We start from the raw sequence: 14,356 nt of genomic DNA, 5'->3' as shown, positions 1-14,356 counted from the left end.
GCCGTGGAAGTCAGCTTAGAACAATGTACTCCCCCAGGACGGTGTTTTGAAGGTCTGCAGAATAAGATTTTGCCAGAGGGGAAGGCTCGATTGTGCTGTTAATAACTTAATAATGACAAAATAATGAGGTGTATATGCTTTACATGCAATGTTATATAGTGAATTGTTCTGATTCTTGATTGTAAGTCTGGTTTTTTTATCTGTAAGATAATTGTGTGAAAATGCCTCATTTAAGAATTCACTAATGAAACGCGATGATGATATTTCCGCATTACGGAGAGTTTAACAGCGTGATGATTTCCGAGGTGTCGCAATGGGGGCAAGGTGTGAAACTATTGTTAAGCGGAATTAATGAATGAGGATGATGCTAATTAATTATTATTTAATATTCAAAAAGGTTTTGATGTGCTTATTAATAATAGAAGATTACTTTGCCTAACATAACATAACTTTGCATCAGATAATTCGCAATGACCCTTATAAATAAAAGGTTTTTGGGGTAAAATGCTCGCATAAATGACGGATCCCTGCTCTTGATGCCGCCTCACCATTGCTGTTTGTACGTGTTCGCGTATGACCAGCGATGCTGCACGAGAGTGGAACAAGGACTCACATTTACATTTATACAAACACGCGCATGTCATAAATAGAAAATAGTGAGTAACTTAATAGATATGCGATCCCTGAAGATATATTCTGTGATCTACTTCAGGCATTATAACGGAACAATGTGAGTCGCTTTTTTAGTGCAACTCATATGCATTTTTACTTTCGTCCGGGTTCCGGATGAAACTGCCAGGGAGGCACATTACAAATGGAATTGCTTGTTTGTGTGTGCACAGCATTAACCAGCTCAGTATGAGCCGCCAGTAAGTGATAATATATGATAAGTGCAAATCGTCCGATAATTAACCTCGACCTCGATCTGCTGAGAACATTTGTTGCTGTTGCCGATCTGAACACTTTTGCTGCCGCAGCTGCCGCTGTGTGTCGTACTCAGTCCGCCGTAAGTCAGCAAATGCAGCGTCTGGAACAACTCGTTGGGAAAGAACTGTTCGCTCGTCACGGTCGCAACAAACTGTTAACTGAACATGGCATTCAACTTCTTGGTTACGCCAGGAAAATCCTGCGTTTTAATGATGAGGCCTGCTCATCATTAATGTTCAGTAATCTTCAGGGCGTGTTAACTATCGGTGCTTCAGATGAATCTGCCGATACGATCTTACCTTTCCTGTTAAATCGCGTGAGTTCGGTTTATCCGAAATTAGCGCTGGATGTCCGCGTTAAACGTAATGCCTATATGGCAGAAATGCTGGAATCCCAGGAAGTGGATTTGATGGTAACCACCCATCGTCCTTCAGCGTTTAAGGCATTGAACCTGCGTACCTCGCCAACACACTGGTACTGCGCAGCGGAATACGTATTGCAAAAAGGTGAGCCGATCCCTCTTGTATTGCTGGATGATCCAAGTCCGTTTCGCGATATGGTGCTGGCGACGCTTAATAAAGCAGATATTCCCTGGCGACTGGCTTATGTCGCCTCGACGCTTCCGGCCGTTCGTGCGGCAGTGAAAGCCGGTCTTGGCGTGACGGCAAGGCCGGTCGAGATGATGAGTCCGGACTTGCGTGTGCTGAGTGGAGTAGATGGCTTACCGCCGCTACCTGATACCGAATATTTGCTGTGCTATGACCCGTCCAGTAATAATGAGCTGGCCCAGGTGATCTATCAGGCGATGGAGAGCTACCATAATCCGTGGCAATACAGCCCAATATCTGCTCCGGAAGGGGATGATTCATTGTTGATTGAAAGGGATATCGAGTAATCGACGGACGATAGATAATTCCTGAGACAATAGTGTAAAAAACGAGCCGCTGGGGGTGTTTTAAACCCCAGCGGCTTTTTTTTAGTAAAGAACCTTCTTCACATCGTGCAGAACGTACAAAACTGTTCATTTTTCAATCACCAGAGATTCACGCCCCGTACGCACAAATAATCGCCTGAAAAAAATCACCTGCTACAATGATGTTAAAAAATACGTAAATTTGTTGCTGCGTTTTTGTTATGGAATGACAAAAGCGTGTCACAGATCAAGAAAATACTCTCTTTTGGGGGGAGGAATCGACACAAATTCCTGTCAAAATAGACCCGTATTTTTTCCATTGCTTCACAACGGACACGATTCAACAACATCTAATTATCCTGGAGTCGTCAAGGATCTGGGGTGAAAGGGCATTAAATGCTAATGGTGTTGATATTATGTAAACTAATGTGAAGAAACTTTTGTTAAAGTTGACAAAAGGTTATAGAAAGGAGTAAAAGACCACATCAATTAGCTGTATAAAAGAATTTCTACAGTGATTGTAAGGTTTTTTTTATTCCTCCCCATGAATCGATGTGGCGTCCATCTGCCGTGAAGAGCAGTGAATCTGGCGCTACTTTTGATGAGTAAGCAATGAGTATGTCAACATCCACTGAAGTCATCGCTCATCACTGGGCATTCGCTATCTTTCTTATCGTTGCCATTGGCCTGTGTTGCCTGATGCTGGTAGGCGGTTGGTTTTTAGGCGGTCGCGCACGCGCGAGGTCGAAAAACGTGCCGTTTGAATCCGGTATCGACTCGGTCGGCTCCGCCCGCTTACGCCTGTCCGCCAAGTTTTATCTGGTGGCCATGTTCTTCGTTATCTTCGACGTTGAAGCGCTGTATCTGTTCGCATGGTCAACCTCTATCCGCGAAAGCGGCTGGGTAGGCTTTGTGGAAGCTGCAATTTTTATTTTTGTGTTACTGGCAGGTCTGGTTTATCTGGTGCGTATTGGCGCGCTGGACTGGACGCCCGCGCGTTCACGCCGCGAGCGTATGAACCCGGAAACGAACAGTATCGCTAATCGTCAACGCTAACCGCGAGGCATTAAGATGGATTATACGCTCACCCGCATAGATCCCAACGGTGAGAACGACCGTTACCCCCTGCAAAAGCAGGAGATCGTAACCGACCCTCTGGAGCAAGAAGTTAACAAAAACGTGTTTATGGGCAAGCTCAATGACATGGTTAACTGGGGTCGTAAAAACTCAATTTGGCCGTATAACTTCGGTCTTTCCTGCTGTTACGTTGAGATGGTGACTTCGTTTACCGCGGTGCATGACGTGGCGCGTTTTGGCGCAGAAGTATTGCGTGCTTCGCCGCGTCAGGCTGACCTGATGGTGGTTGCAGGAACCTGCTTTACCAAAATGGCACCGGTTATTCAGCGTCTGTATGACCAGATGCTGGAACCAAAATGGGTTATCTCAATGGGTGCCTGTGCCAACTCTGGTGGTATGTACGATATTTATTCCGTTGTGCAGGGCGTCGATAAATTCATCCCGGTTGATGTGTATATCCCGGGCTGCCCGCCGCGTCCTGAAGCGTACATGCAGGCACTGATGCTGTTGCAGGAATCTATCGGCAAAGAACGTCGTCCGCTCTCCTGGGTGGTTGGCGATCAGGGCGTTTATCGCGCCAATATGCAATCAGAGCGCGAACGCAAGCGCGGTGAACGCATTGCCGTAACCAACCTGCGTACACCTGACGAGATTTAATTTGCGCCTGTCGGCAAAGGGATTTTTCTTCGCTTATTCCTAAATCTATTTCGCGAAGCTTACTGCGCCGACAGTCACCACGGACCATTTGCAATGGTGAACAATATGACCGACTTAACCGCGCAAGAACCCGCCTGGCAGACCCGCGATCATCTTGATGATCCGGTAATTGGCGAACTGCGCAACCGTTTTGGGCCGGATGCCTTTACTGTTCAGGCGACTCGCACCGGGGTTCCCGTTGTGTGGATCAAGCGTGAACAATTACTGGAAGTTGGCGATTTCTTAAAGAAACTGCCGAAACCTTACGTCATGCTGTTTGACTTACACGGCATGGACGAACGTCTGCGCACACACCGCGAAGGGTTACCTGCCGCGGATTTTTCCGTTTTCTACCATCTGATTTCTATCGATCGTAACCGCGACATCATGCTGAAGGTGGCGCTGGCAGAAAACGACCTGCACGTACCGACCTTCACCAAACTGTTCCCGAACGCTAACTGGTATGAGCGTGAAACCTGGGATCTGTTTGGCATTACATTCGACGGTCACCCGAACCTGCGCCGCATCATGATGCCGCAAACCTGGAAAGGTCACCCGCTGCGTAAAGATTACCCGGCGCGCGCTACCGAATTCTCGCCGTTTGAGCTGACCAAAGCCAAACAGGATCTGGAGATGGAAGCCCTGACCTTCAAACCGGAAGAGTGGGGGATGAAGCGCGGCACCGAAAACGAGGACTTCATGTTCCTCAACCTCGGTCCGAACCACCCGTCGGCGCACGGTGCTTTCCGTATCGTTTTGCAGCTCGATGGCGAAGAGATTGTCGACTGCGTACCAGACATCGGCTACCACCACCGTGGTGCGGAGAAAATGGGCGAACGCCAGTCCTGGCACAGCTACATTCCGTATACCGACCGTATCGAATACCTCGGCGGCTGCGTTAACGAAATGCCTTACGTGCTGGCGGTAGAGAAACTGGCCGGGATCACCGTGCCGGATCGCGTTAACGTCATTCGCGTAATGCTCTCCGAACTGTTCCGCATCAACAGCCACCTGCTGTATATCTCGACCTTTATTCAGGACGTCGGCGCAATGACGCCCGTGTTCTTCGCCTTTACCGATCGTCAGAAAATTTACGATCTGGTGGAAGCGATCACGGGTTTCCGTATGCACCCGGCGTGGTTCCGTATTGGCGGCGTAGCGCACGACCTGCCGCGCGGCTGGGATCGCCTGCTGCGTGAGTTCCTCGACTGGATGCCGAAACGTCTGGCGTCTTACGAGAAAGCGGCGCTGCAAAATACCATTCTGAAAGGTCGTTCCCAGGGCGTTGCCGCCTATGGCGCGAAAGAGGCGCTGGAGTGGGGCACCACTGGCGCGGGCCTGCGTGCTACCGGGATCGACTTCGACGTGCGTAAGGCGCGTCCTTATTCTGGCTATGAAAACTTCGACTTTGAAATCCCGGTTGGTGGTGGTGTTTCTGACTGCTACACCCGCGTAATGCTGAAAGTGGAAGAGCTGCGCCAGAGTCTGCGCATTCTTGAGCAGTGCCTCAACAACATGCCGGAAGGCCCGTTCAAAGCGGATCACCCGCTGACCACGCCACCGCCGAAAGAGCGCACGCTGCAACATATCGAAACCCTGATCACCCACTTCCTGCAAGTATCGTGGGGGCCGGTGATGCCTGCCAATGAATCTTTCCAGATGATTGAGGCGACCAAGGGGATCAACAGTTACTACCTGACCAGCGACGGTAGCACCATGAGTTATCGCACTCGTATCCGCACGCCGAGTTATGCGCATTTGCAGCAAATTCCGGCGGCGATCCGCGGCAGCCTGGTGTCTGACCTGATTGTTTATCTGGGCAGTATCGATTTTGTTATGTCAGATGTGGACCGCTAATTATGCACGAGAATCAACAACCACAAACCGAGGCTTTTGAGCTGAGTGCGGCAGAGCGTGAAGCGATTGAGCACGAGATGCACCACTACGAAGACCCGCGTGCGGCGTCCATTGAAGCGCTGAAAATCGTTCAGAAGCAGCGTGGCTGGGTGCCGGATGGTGCGATCCACGCGATCGCCGATGTGCTGGGTATTCCGGCAAGCGACGTCGAAGGTGTGGCAACGTTCTACAGTCAGATCTTCCGCCAGCCGGTTGGTCGCCATGTGATCCGTTATTGCGACAGCGTGGTCTGTCATATCAACGGGTATCAGGGTATTCAGGCGGCGCTCGAGAAAAAGCTGAACATCAAACCAGGGCAAACGACATTTGATGGCCGCTTTACGCTGCTGCCAACTTGCTGCCTGGGGAACTGTGATAAAGGGCCAAACATGATGATCGATGAGGACACTCACGCGCATCTGACCCCGGAAGCGATCCCTGAACTGCTGGAGCGGTATAAATGAAAAACATTATCCGTACTCCCGAAACGCATCCGCTGACCTGGCGTCTGCGCGATGACAAACAGCCAGTGTGGCTGGACGAATACCGCAGCAAAAACGGTTACGAAGGGGCGCGTAAGGCGCTGACCGGGCTGTCTCCGGACGAAATCGTTAATCAGGTAAAAGACGCTGGTCTGAAAGGGCGCGGCGGCGCGGGCTTTTCGACTGGCCTGAAGTGGAGCCTGATGCCGAAAGACGAATCCATGAACATCCGTTACCTGCTGTGTAACGCCGATGAAATGGAGCCGGGCACCTATAAAGACCGCCTGTTGATGGAGCAACTGCCGCACCTGCTGGTGGAAGGTATGCTCATCTCCGCGTTTGCGCTGAAAGCTTACCGTGGCTACATCTTCCTGCGTGGCGAATATATTGAAGCGGCAGTGAATCTACGCCGTGCCATTGCCGAAGCCACCGAAGCAGGTCTGCTTGGCAAAAATATTATGGGAACAGGTTTCGACTTCGAACTGTTCGTCCATACCGGGGCAGGGCGCTACATCTGCGGGGAAGAAACAGCGTTAATCAACTCCCTGGAAGGGCGTCGTGCTAACCCACGCTCGAAACCCCCCTTCCCGGCAACCTCCGGCGTATGGGGCAAACCGACCTGTGTCAACAACGTCGAAACCCTGTGTAACGTTCCGGCGATCCTCGCTAACGGCGTGGAGTGGTATCAGAACATCTCGAAAAGTAAAGATGCTGGCACCAAGCTGATGGGCTTCTCCGGTCGGGTGAAAAATCCGGGACTGTGGGAACTGCCGTTCGGCACCACCGCACGCGAGATCCTCGAAGATTACGCCGGTGGTATGCGTGATGGTCTGAAATTTAAAGCCTGGCAGCCAGGCGGCGCGGGGACTGACTTCCTGACCGAAGCGCACCTTGATCTGCCGATGGAATTCGAAAGTATCGGTAAAGCGGGAAGCCGTCTGGGTACGGCGCTGGCGATGGCGGTTGACCATGAGATCAACATGGTGTCGCTGGTGCGTAACCTGGAAGAGTTTTTCGCCCGTGAGTCTTGCGGCTGGTGTACGCCGTGCCGCGACGGTCTGCCGTGGAGCGTGAAAATTCTGCGTGCGCTGGAGCGTGGCGAAGGTCAGCCGGGCGATATCGAAACACTTGAGCAACTGTGTCGATTCTTAGGCCCGGGTAAAACTTTCTGTGCCCACGCACCTGGTGCCGTGGAGCCGTTACAGAGCGCCATCAAATATTTCCGCGAAGAATTTGAGGCGGGGATCAAACAGCCGTTCAGCAATACCCATTTGATTAATGGGATTCAGCCGAACCTGCTGAAAGAGCGCTGGTAACCGAATTTCGATTAACGCTCAGTCTCTGACTGAGAAAACTGGAAGCATGCTAATGGCTACAATTCATGTAGACGGCAAAGAATACGAGGTCAACGGAGCGGACAACCTGCTGGAAGCTTGTCTGTCTCTGGGCCTTGATATTCCTTACTTTTGCTGGCATCCGGCGCTGGGAAGCGTCGGTGCTTGCCGCCAGTGTGCGGTGAAGCAATACCAAAACGCGGAAGACACGCGTGGTCGCCTGGTGATGTCCTGTATGACACCGGCTTCCGATGGCACCTTTATTTCCATTGACGACGAAGAAGCGAAACAGTTCCGTGAAAGTGTGGTCGAGTGGTTAATGACCAACCACCCGCACGACTGTCCGGTATGTGAAGAAGGCGGTAACTGCCATCTTCAGGATATGACCGTGATGACCGGACACAGCTTCCGTCGCTACCGTTTCACCAAACGTACCCACCGTAATCAGGATTTGGGGCCGTTCATCTCTCACGAAATGAACCGCTGCATCGCCTGCTACCGCTGCGTGCGTTACTACAAAGATTACGCTGACGGTACAGATCTGGGCGTTTATGGCGCGCACGACAACGTCTACTTCGGTCGCCCGGAAGACGGCACGCTGGAAAGCGAATTTTCCGGTAACCTGGTCGAAATTTGCCCGACCGGCGTATTTACCGACAAAACGCACTCCGAGCGTTACAACCGTAAATGGGATATGCAGTTTGCGCCGAGCATCTGCCAGCAATGTTCCATCGGCTGTAACATCAGCCCCGGTGAACGTTACGGCGAACTGCGTCGTATCGAAAACCGTTACAACGGTACGGTAAACCACTACTTCCTCTGCGACCGTGGTCGTTTCGGTTACGGTTACGTCAACCTGAAAGATCGTCCGCGTCAGCCAGTACAGCGTCGTGGCGATGATTTCATTACCCTCAACGCCGAACAGGCAATGCAGGGCGCAGCAGATATTCTGCGTCAGTCGAAGAAAGTGATCGGCATTGGTTCTCCGCGCGCCAGCGTGGAAAGCAACTTTGCGCTGCGTGAGCTGGTGGGCGAAGAAAACTTCTACACCGGTATCGCTCACGGTGAGCAGGAACGTCTGCAACTGGCGCTGAAAGTACTGCGTGAAGGCGGCATTTATACTCCTGCTCTGCGCGAAATCGAATCTTACGATGCTGTACTGGTGCTGGGCGAAGACGTTACCCAGACCGGCGCGCGCGTCGCACTGGCAGTGCGTCAGGCTGTGAAAGGTAAAGCGCGCGAAATGGCGGCAGCACAGAAAGTGGCTGACTGGCAGATTGCGGCAATCCTCAACATCGGTCAACGTGCGAAGCATCCGCTGTTTGTTACCAACGTTGATGACACCCGTCTGGATGATATCGCGGCGTGGACTTACCGCGCACCGGTTGAAGATCAGGCGCGTTTAGGTTTTGCCATCGCCCATGCGCTGGATAACTCTGCACCAGCAGTTGACGGTATTGAACCTGAACTGCAAAGCAAAATCGACGTCATCGTGCAGGCACTGGCGGGTGCGAAGAAACCGTTGATTATCTCCGGGACGAACGCCGGTAGCACCGAAGTTATTCAGGCGGCGGCTAACGTCGCAAAAGCCCTGAAAGGTCGCGGCGCTGACGTCGGTATCACCATGATTGCCCGCTCTGTAAACAGCATGGGGCTGGGCATTATGGGTGGCGGTTCGCTTGAAGAAGCGTTAACTGAACTGGAAACCGGACGCGCCGACGCGGTGGTGGTGCTGGAAAACGATCTGCATCGTCACGCTTCTGCTACCCGCGTGAATGCTGCGCTGGCTAAAGCGCCGCTGGTGATGGTGGTTGACCATCAACGCACAGCGATTATGGAAAACGCCCATTTGGTGCTTTCTGCTGCCAGCTTTGCTGAAAGCGACGGTACGGTGATCAACAACGAAGGCCGCGCCCAACGTTTCTTCCAGGTTTACGATCCGGCCTATTACGACAGCAAAACTGTCATGCTGGAAAGCTGGCGCTGGTTACACTCGCTGCACAGCACCCTGCTGAGCCGTGAAGTGGACTGGACGCAGCTCGACCATGTAATTGACGCTGTTGTGGCGAAAATTCCGGAACTGGCAGGTATCAAAGATGCTGCGCCGGATGCGACATTCCGTATTCGTGGGCAGAAACTGGCCCGTGAGCCGCACCGTTACAGCGGTCGTACCGCCATGCGTGCCAACATCAGCGTTCATGAGCCGCGTCAGCCGCAGGATATTGACACCATGTTCACCTTCTCGATGGAAGGTAACAACCAGCCGACCGCACACCGTTCGCAAGTGCCGTTTGCCTGGGCACCGGGCTGGAACTCCCCGCAGGCGTGGAACAAATTCCAGGACGAAGTGGGCGGCAAACTGCGCTTTGGCGATCCGGGCGTGCGTCTGTTTGAAACCAGCGAAAACGGTCTGGATTACTTCACCAGCGTACCGGCACGCTTCCAGCCGCAGGACGGGAAATGGCGTATTGCGCCGTATTACCACCTGTTTGGCAGCGATGAATTGTCACAGCGTGCTCCGGTCTTCCAGAGCCGTATGCCGCAGCCGTACATCAAACTCAACCCAGCGGATGCCGCGAAGTTAGGTGTGAACGCAGGTACACGCGTCTCCTTTAGTTACGATGGCAACACGGTCACGCTGCCGGTTGAAATCGCCGAAGGACTGACGGCAGGGCAGGTGGGCTTGCCGATGGGTATGTCCGGCATTGCTCCGGTGCTGGCTGGCGCGCATCTTGAGGATCTCAAGGAGGCACAACAATGAGTTGGATATCACCGGAACTGATTGAGATCCTGCTGACCATCCTCAAAGCGGTGGTGATCCTGCTGGTGGTTGTCACCTGCGGGGCATTCATGAGCTTTGGCGAACGTCGCCTGCTGGGTCTGTTCCAGAACCGTTACGGACCTAACCGTGTTGGCTGGGGTGGTTCGCTCCAGCTGGTTGCGGACATGATCAAAATGTTCTTTAAAGAAGACTGGATCCCGAAATTCTCGGATCGCGTCATCTTTACCCTGGCACCGATGATTGCCTTTACCTCGCTGCTGCTGGCCTTTGCAATTGTGCCAGTCAGTCCGGGTTGGGTGGTTGCCGACCTGAACATCGGGATTTTGTTCTTCCTGATGATGGCAGGTCTGGCGGTTTACGCGGTGCTGTTTGCGGGCTGGTCAAGTAACAACAAATACTCGCTGCTGGGTGCGATGCGTGCTTCTGCGCAGACCCTGAGCTACGAAGTGTTCCTCGGGCTTTCCCTGATGGGCGTGGTGGCGCAAGCCGGTTCATTCAACATGACCGACATCGTCAACAGCCAGGCGCATGTGTGGAACGTCATCCCGCAATTCTTTGGTTTTATTACCTTTGCCATCGCGGGCGTGGCGGTGTGTCACCGTCACCCGTTTGACCAGCCGGAAGCCGAGCAGGAACTGGCGGATGGTTACCACATTGAATATTCCGGCATGAAGTTCGGTCTGTTCTTCGTGGGTGAGTACATCGGGATTGTGACCATCTCTGCATTGATGGTGACGCTGTTCTTCGGTGGCTGGCAAGGCCCGTTGTTACCGCCATTCATCTGGTTCGCGCTGAAAACCGCGTTCTTTATGATGATGTTCATTTTGATTCGTGCGTCGTTACCGCGTCCGCGTTATGACCAGGTAATGTCCTTCGGCTGGAAAATCTGCCTGCCGCTGACGCTGATCAACTTGCTGGTAACGGCGGCTGTCATTCTCTGGCAGGCGCAATAAGGGGCAATAAGACCATGACCTTAAAAGAATTGTTAGTAGGTTTCGGCACCCAGGTTCGTAGTATCTGGATGATCGGCCTGCACGCGTTCGCCAAACGCGAAACGCGAATGTACCCGGAAGAGCCGGTCTATCTGCCGCCCCGTTATCGTGGTCGTATCGTTCTGACCCGCGACCCGGATGGCGAAGAGCGTTGCGTAGCCTGTAACCTCTGTGCGGTAGCCTGCCCGGTCGGCTGTATCTCGCTGCAAAAAGCAGAAACCAAAGACGGTCGCTGGTATCCGGAATTTTTCCGCATCAACTTCTCACGCTGCATTTTCTGTGGTCTGTGCGAAGAAGCCTGTCCGACCACGGCGATTCAGTTAACCCCGGATTTCGAAATGGGGGAATACAAGCGCCAGGATCTGGTTTACGAAAAAGAGGATCTGCTGATCTCCGGTCCGGGCAAATACCCGGAATATAACTTCTACCGGATGGCAGGTATGGCAATCGACGGCAAAGATAAGGGCGAAGCAGAGAACGAAGCCAAGCCTATCGACGTCAAGAGCCTGTTACCGTAAGGAGAGGGGCAATGGAGTTCGCTTTTTATATCTGTGGCCTGATAGCCATACTTGCGACCTTGCGAGTGATCACCCATACCAATCCGGTACACGCACTGCTGTACCTGATTATTTCGCTGCTGGCGATTTCCGGGGTGTTCTTCTCACTGGGCGCTTACTTCGCCGGTGCGCTGGAAATTATCGTCTACGCGGGTGCCATTATGGTGCTGTTCGTGTTCGTGGTGATGATGCTCAACCTGGGCGGTTCAGAAATCGAACAAGAACGCCAGTGGCTGAAACCGCAGGTGTGGATTGGTCCGGCAATTTTGTCAGCCATCATGTTGGTGGTGATTGTTTACGCCATTCTCGGTGTTAACGATCAAGGTATCGACGGTACGCCAATCAGTGCTAAAGCAGTGGGTATTACGCTGTTCGGGCCTTACGTACTGGCGGTGGAACTGGCTTCTATGCTGCTGCTCGCGGGTCTGGTTGTGGCCTTCCACGTCGGTCGTGAAGAGCGTGCGGGTGAAGTGCTGAGCAATCGTAAAGACGACAGCGCGAAAAGAAAAACGGAGGAGCACGCATGATCCCCTTACAACATGGACTGATCCTCGCGGCAATCTTATTCGTTCTTGGCTTAACCGGTCTGGTTATCCGTCGCAATCTGCTGTTTATGCTGATTGGTCTGGAAATCATGATTAACGCCTCCGCGCTGGCCTTTGTGGTCGCCGGAAGCTACTGGGGCCAGACCGACGGTCAGGTGATGTACATTCTCGCCATCAGCCTCGCGGCGGCAGAAGCGAGTATCGGCCTTGCGCTGCTGCTGCAACTTCACCGTCGTCGCCAGAACCTGAACATCGATTCAGTAAGTGAGATGCGCGGATGAACATGCTTGCCTTAACCATTATTTTGCCATTGATTGGCTTCGTCCTGCTGGCGTTCTCCCGTGGGCGCTGGTCTGAAAACGTCTCGGCGATCGTCGGCGTAGGCTCTGTGGGCCTAGCGGCGCTGGTAACCGCCTTTATTGGCGTCGACTTCTTCGCTAACGGCGAGCAGGCTTACAGCCAGCCGCTGTGGACGTGGATGTCAGTAGGCGACTTTAACATCGGTTTTAACCTGGTGCTGGACGGCCTGTCGCTGACCATGCTCTCGGTGGTCACTGGTGTGGGTTTCCTTATTCACATGTACGCCTCCTGGTATATGCGTGGTGAAGAGGGCTACTCTCGCTTCTTCGCCTACACCAACCTGTTCATCGCCAGCATGGTAGTTCTGGTGCTTGCCGACAACCTGCTGCTGATGTACCTCGGCTGGGAAGGCGTGGGCCTGTGCTCCTATCTGCTGATCGGTTTCTATTACACCGATCCGAAGAATGGCGCAGCGGCAATGAAAGCGTTCGTCGTGACCCGTGTGGGTGACGTTTTCCTCGCTTTCGCACTGTTCATTCTTTACAACGAACTGGGCACCCTGAACTTCCGCGAAATGGTGGAACTGGCACCAGCGCACTTTGCTGACGGCAATAACATGCTGATGTGGGCGACGCTGATGCTGCTGGGCGGTGCGGTCGGTAAATCTGCGCAGTTGCCGTTGCAGACATGGCTTGCCGACGCGATGGCGGGCCCGACGCCTGTCTCCGCGCTGATCCACGCCGCAACGATGGTAACCGCGGGTGTCTACCTGATCGCCCGTACCCACGGCCTGTTCCTGATGACGCCGGAAGTTCTGCATCTGGTGGGTATTGTCGGGGCGGTTACGCTGCTGCTGGCCGGTTTTGCCGCGCTGGTACAGACCGACATCAAACGTGTTCTCGCTTACTCTACCATGAGCCAGATTGGCTACATGTTCCTCGCGCTTGGCGTGCAGGCATGGGATGCGGCGATTTTTCACTTGATGACCCACGCGTTCTTTAAAGCGCTGCTGTTCCTGGCATCCGGTTCCGTCATTCTGGCCTGCCATCACGAACAGAACATCTTCAAGATGGGCGGTCTGCGTAAATCTATTCCGCTGGTTTATCTCTGCTTCCTGGTGGGCGGCGCAGCACTGTCGGCACTGCCGCTGGTCACTGCGGGCTTCTTCAGTAAGGATGAGATCCTCGCGGGTGCGATGGCGAATGGTCATATCAATCTGATGGTGGCAGGTCTGGTCGGTGCGTTTATGACCTCGCTCTACACCTTCCGTATGATTTTCATCGTCTTCCACGGAAAAGAACAAATTCACGCTCACACCGTGAAAGGGGTAACTCACAGCCTGCCGCTGATTGTGCTGCTGATCCTTTCCACCTTCGTTGGCGCACTGATTGTACCGCCGCTGCAGGGCGTGCTTCCGCAAACGACGGAACTGGCGCACGGCAGCATGTTGACCCTGGAAATTACCTCTGGCGTGGTCGCGGTGGTCGGCATTCTGCTGGCAGCCTGGCTGTGGCTGGGTAAACGTACTCTGGTGACCTCCATCGCCAACAGTGCGCCGGGCCGTCTGCTGGGCACCTGGTGGTACAACGCCTGGGGCTTTGACTGGCTGTACGACAAAGTGTTCGTCAAGCCGTTCCTGGGTATTGCCTGGTTGCTGAAACGCGATCCGCTGAACTCAATGATGAACATTCCGGCGGTTCTTTCCCGCTTTGCAGGTAAAGGCCTGCTGTTAAGCGAGAACGGTTATCTGCGCTGGTATGTGGCATCCATGAGCATCGGTGCGGTCGTGGTGCTGGCACTGTTGATGGTACTGCGTTGAGTTAAGGATTGTGGGATTGCCCCTGGGCATATAAGA

General features: G+C 53.2%; 12 protein-coding genes. All 12 read left to right on the top strand.

Annotated elements, in window-relative coordinates; all coding sequences use genetic code 11:
- Positions 1-883 precede the first annotated feature (883 nt).
- The 12 genes from lrhA to nuoL all read left to right on the top strand — a co-directional run bounded on the left by lrhA (position 884) and on the right by nuoL (position 14,320).
- On the top strand, positions 884-1,822 hold the full coding sequence (gene lrhA, locus OQV04_RS03080) for a transcriptional regulator LrhA (RefSeq protein WP_000622284.1): 939 nt from the start codon (positions 884-886) through the stop codon (positions 1,820-1,822).
- Between the two features lie 630 nt (positions 1,823-2,452).
- Positions 2,453-2,896: an NADH-quinone oxidoreductase subunit NuoA gene (nuoA, locus tag OQV04_RS03075; protein ID WP_000062997.1), complete on the top strand. Its 444-nt coding sequence runs from the start codon at positions 2,453-2,455 to the stop codon at positions 2,894-2,896.
- A gap of 15 nt (positions 2,897-2,911) precedes the next feature.
- Complete coding sequence (gene nuoB, locus OQV04_RS03070) at positions 2,912-3,574, top strand: NADH-quinone oxidoreductase subunit NuoB (RefSeq protein WP_000386733.1); 663 nt, start codon at positions 2,912-2,914, stop codon at positions 3,572-3,574.
- A 93-nt stretch (positions 3,575-3,667) separates the two neighbouring features.
- A complete protein-coding gene (gene nuoC / locus OQV04_RS03065; RefSeq protein ID WP_000247878.1) occupies positions 3,668-5,470 on the top strand; it encodes an NADH-quinone oxidoreductase subunit C/D in 1,803 nt (600 codons plus the stop codon).
- A 2-nt stretch (positions 5,471-5,472) separates the two neighbouring features.
- The gene (nuoE, locus tag OQV04_RS03060) at positions 5,473-5,973 is read left to right on the top strand and encodes an NADH-quinone oxidoreductase subunit NuoE (RefSeq protein WP_000545042.1); all 501 of its coding nucleotides are present in this window, start codon (positions 5,473-5,475) and stop codon (positions 5,971-5,973) included.
- On the top strand, positions 5,970-7,307 hold the full coding sequence (gene nuoF, locus OQV04_RS03055) for an NADH-quinone oxidoreductase subunit NuoF (protein WP_000789502.1): 1,338 nt from the start codon (positions 5,970-5,972) through the stop codon (positions 7,305-7,307). The genes nuoE and nuoF overlap by 4 nt, the downstream gene beginning before the upstream one ends.
- A gap of 52 nt (positions 7,308-7,359) precedes the next feature.
- Entirely contained in the window at positions 7,360-10,086 is a 2,727-nt protein-coding gene (gene nuoG / locus OQV04_RS03050) for an NADH-quinone oxidoreductase subunit NuoG (RefSeq protein ID WP_001603039.1), read from the top strand.
- Positions 10,083-11,060, top strand: coding sequence for an NADH-quinone oxidoreductase subunit NuoH (gene nuoH / locus OQV04_RS03045; RefSeq protein ID WP_000118507.1), 978 nt, complete (start codon positions 10,083-10,085; stop codon positions 11,058-11,060). Before nuoG ends, nuoH begins: the two co-directional genes overlap by 4 nt.
- A 14-nt stretch (positions 11,061-11,074) precedes the next feature.
- Positions 11,075-11,617: an NADH-quinone oxidoreductase subunit NuoI gene (gene nuoI, locus OQV04_RS03040; protein WP_000172749.1), complete on the top strand. Its 543-nt coding sequence runs from the start codon at positions 11,075-11,077 to the stop codon at positions 11,615-11,617.
- Between the two features lie 11 nt (positions 11,618-11,628).
- Positions 11,629-12,183 carry an NADH-quinone oxidoreductase subunit J gene (nuoJ, locus tag OQV04_RS03035; RefSeq protein WP_000393511.1) on the top strand — a complete coding sequence of 185 codons (555 nt, stop codon included), beginning with the start codon at positions 11,629-11,631 and terminating at the stop codon, positions 12,181-12,183.
- Entirely contained in the window at positions 12,180-12,482 is a 303-nt protein-coding gene (nuoK, locus tag OQV04_RS03030; RefSeq protein ID WP_000612644.1) for an NADH-quinone oxidoreductase subunit NuoK, read from the top strand. Before nuoJ ends, nuoK begins: the two co-directional genes overlap by 4 nt.
- Positions 12,479-14,320, top strand: a complete 1,842-nt coding sequence (gene nuoL, locus OQV04_RS03025) for an NADH-quinone oxidoreductase subunit L (protein WP_032281269.1) — start codon at positions 12,479-12,481, stop codon at positions 14,318-14,320. Before nuoK ends, nuoL begins: the two co-directional genes overlap by 4 nt.
- The last annotated feature ends 36 nt before the right edge of the window (positions 14,321-14,356 follow it).

This window comes from Escherichia sp. Lx600-2 (genome assembly GCF_036662595.1).
In the GTDB taxonomy this organism is placed as follows: domain Bacteria; phylum Pseudomonadota; class Gammaproteobacteria; order Enterobacterales; family Enterobacteriaceae; genus Escherichia; species Escherichia coli.
This window is presented reverse-complemented; position numbering and strand designations above follow the sequence as displayed.

Coding starts and splice junctions, on each gene's coding strand:
- lrhA (WP_000622284.1), top strand. CDS start 884: ATGATAAGTGCAAATCGTCCGATAATTAACCTCGACCTCGATCTGCTG.
- nuoA (WP_000062997.1), top strand. CDS start 2,453: ATGAGTATGTCAACATCCACTGAAGTCATCGCTCATCACTGGGCATTC.
- nuoB (WP_000386733.1), top strand. CDS start 2,912: ATGGATTATACGCTCACCCGCATAGATCCCAACGGTGAGAACGACCGT.
- nuoC (WP_000247878.1), top strand. CDS start 3,668: ATGGTGAACAATATGACCGACTTAACCGCGCAAGAACCCGCCTGGCAG.
- nuoE (WP_000545042.1), top strand. CDS start 5,473: ATGCACGAGAATCAACAACCACAAACCGAGGCTTTTGAGCTGAGTGCG.
- nuoF (WP_000789502.1), top strand. CDS start 5,970: ATGAAAAACATTATCCGTACTCCCGAAACGCATCCGCTGACCTGGCGT.
- nuoG (WP_001603039.1), top strand. CDS start 7,360: ATGGCTACAATTCATGTAGACGGCAAAGAATACGAGGTCAACGGAGCG.
- nuoH (WP_000118507.1), top strand. CDS start 10,083: ATGAGTTGGATATCACCGGAACTGATTGAGATCCTGCTGACCATCCTC.
- nuoI (WP_000172749.1), top strand. CDS start 11,075: ATGACCTTAAAAGAATTGTTAGTAGGTTTCGGCACCCAGGTTCGTAGT.
- nuoJ (WP_000393511.1), top strand. CDS start 11,629: ATGGAGTTCGCTTTTTATATCTGTGGCCTGATAGCCATACTTGCGACC.
- nuoK (WP_000612644.1), top strand. CDS start 12,180: ATGATCCCCTTACAACATGGACTGATCCTCGCGGCAATCTTATTCGTT.
- nuoL (WP_032281269.1), top strand. CDS start 12,479: ATGAACATGCTTGCCTTAACCATTATTTTGCCATTGATTGGCTTCGTC.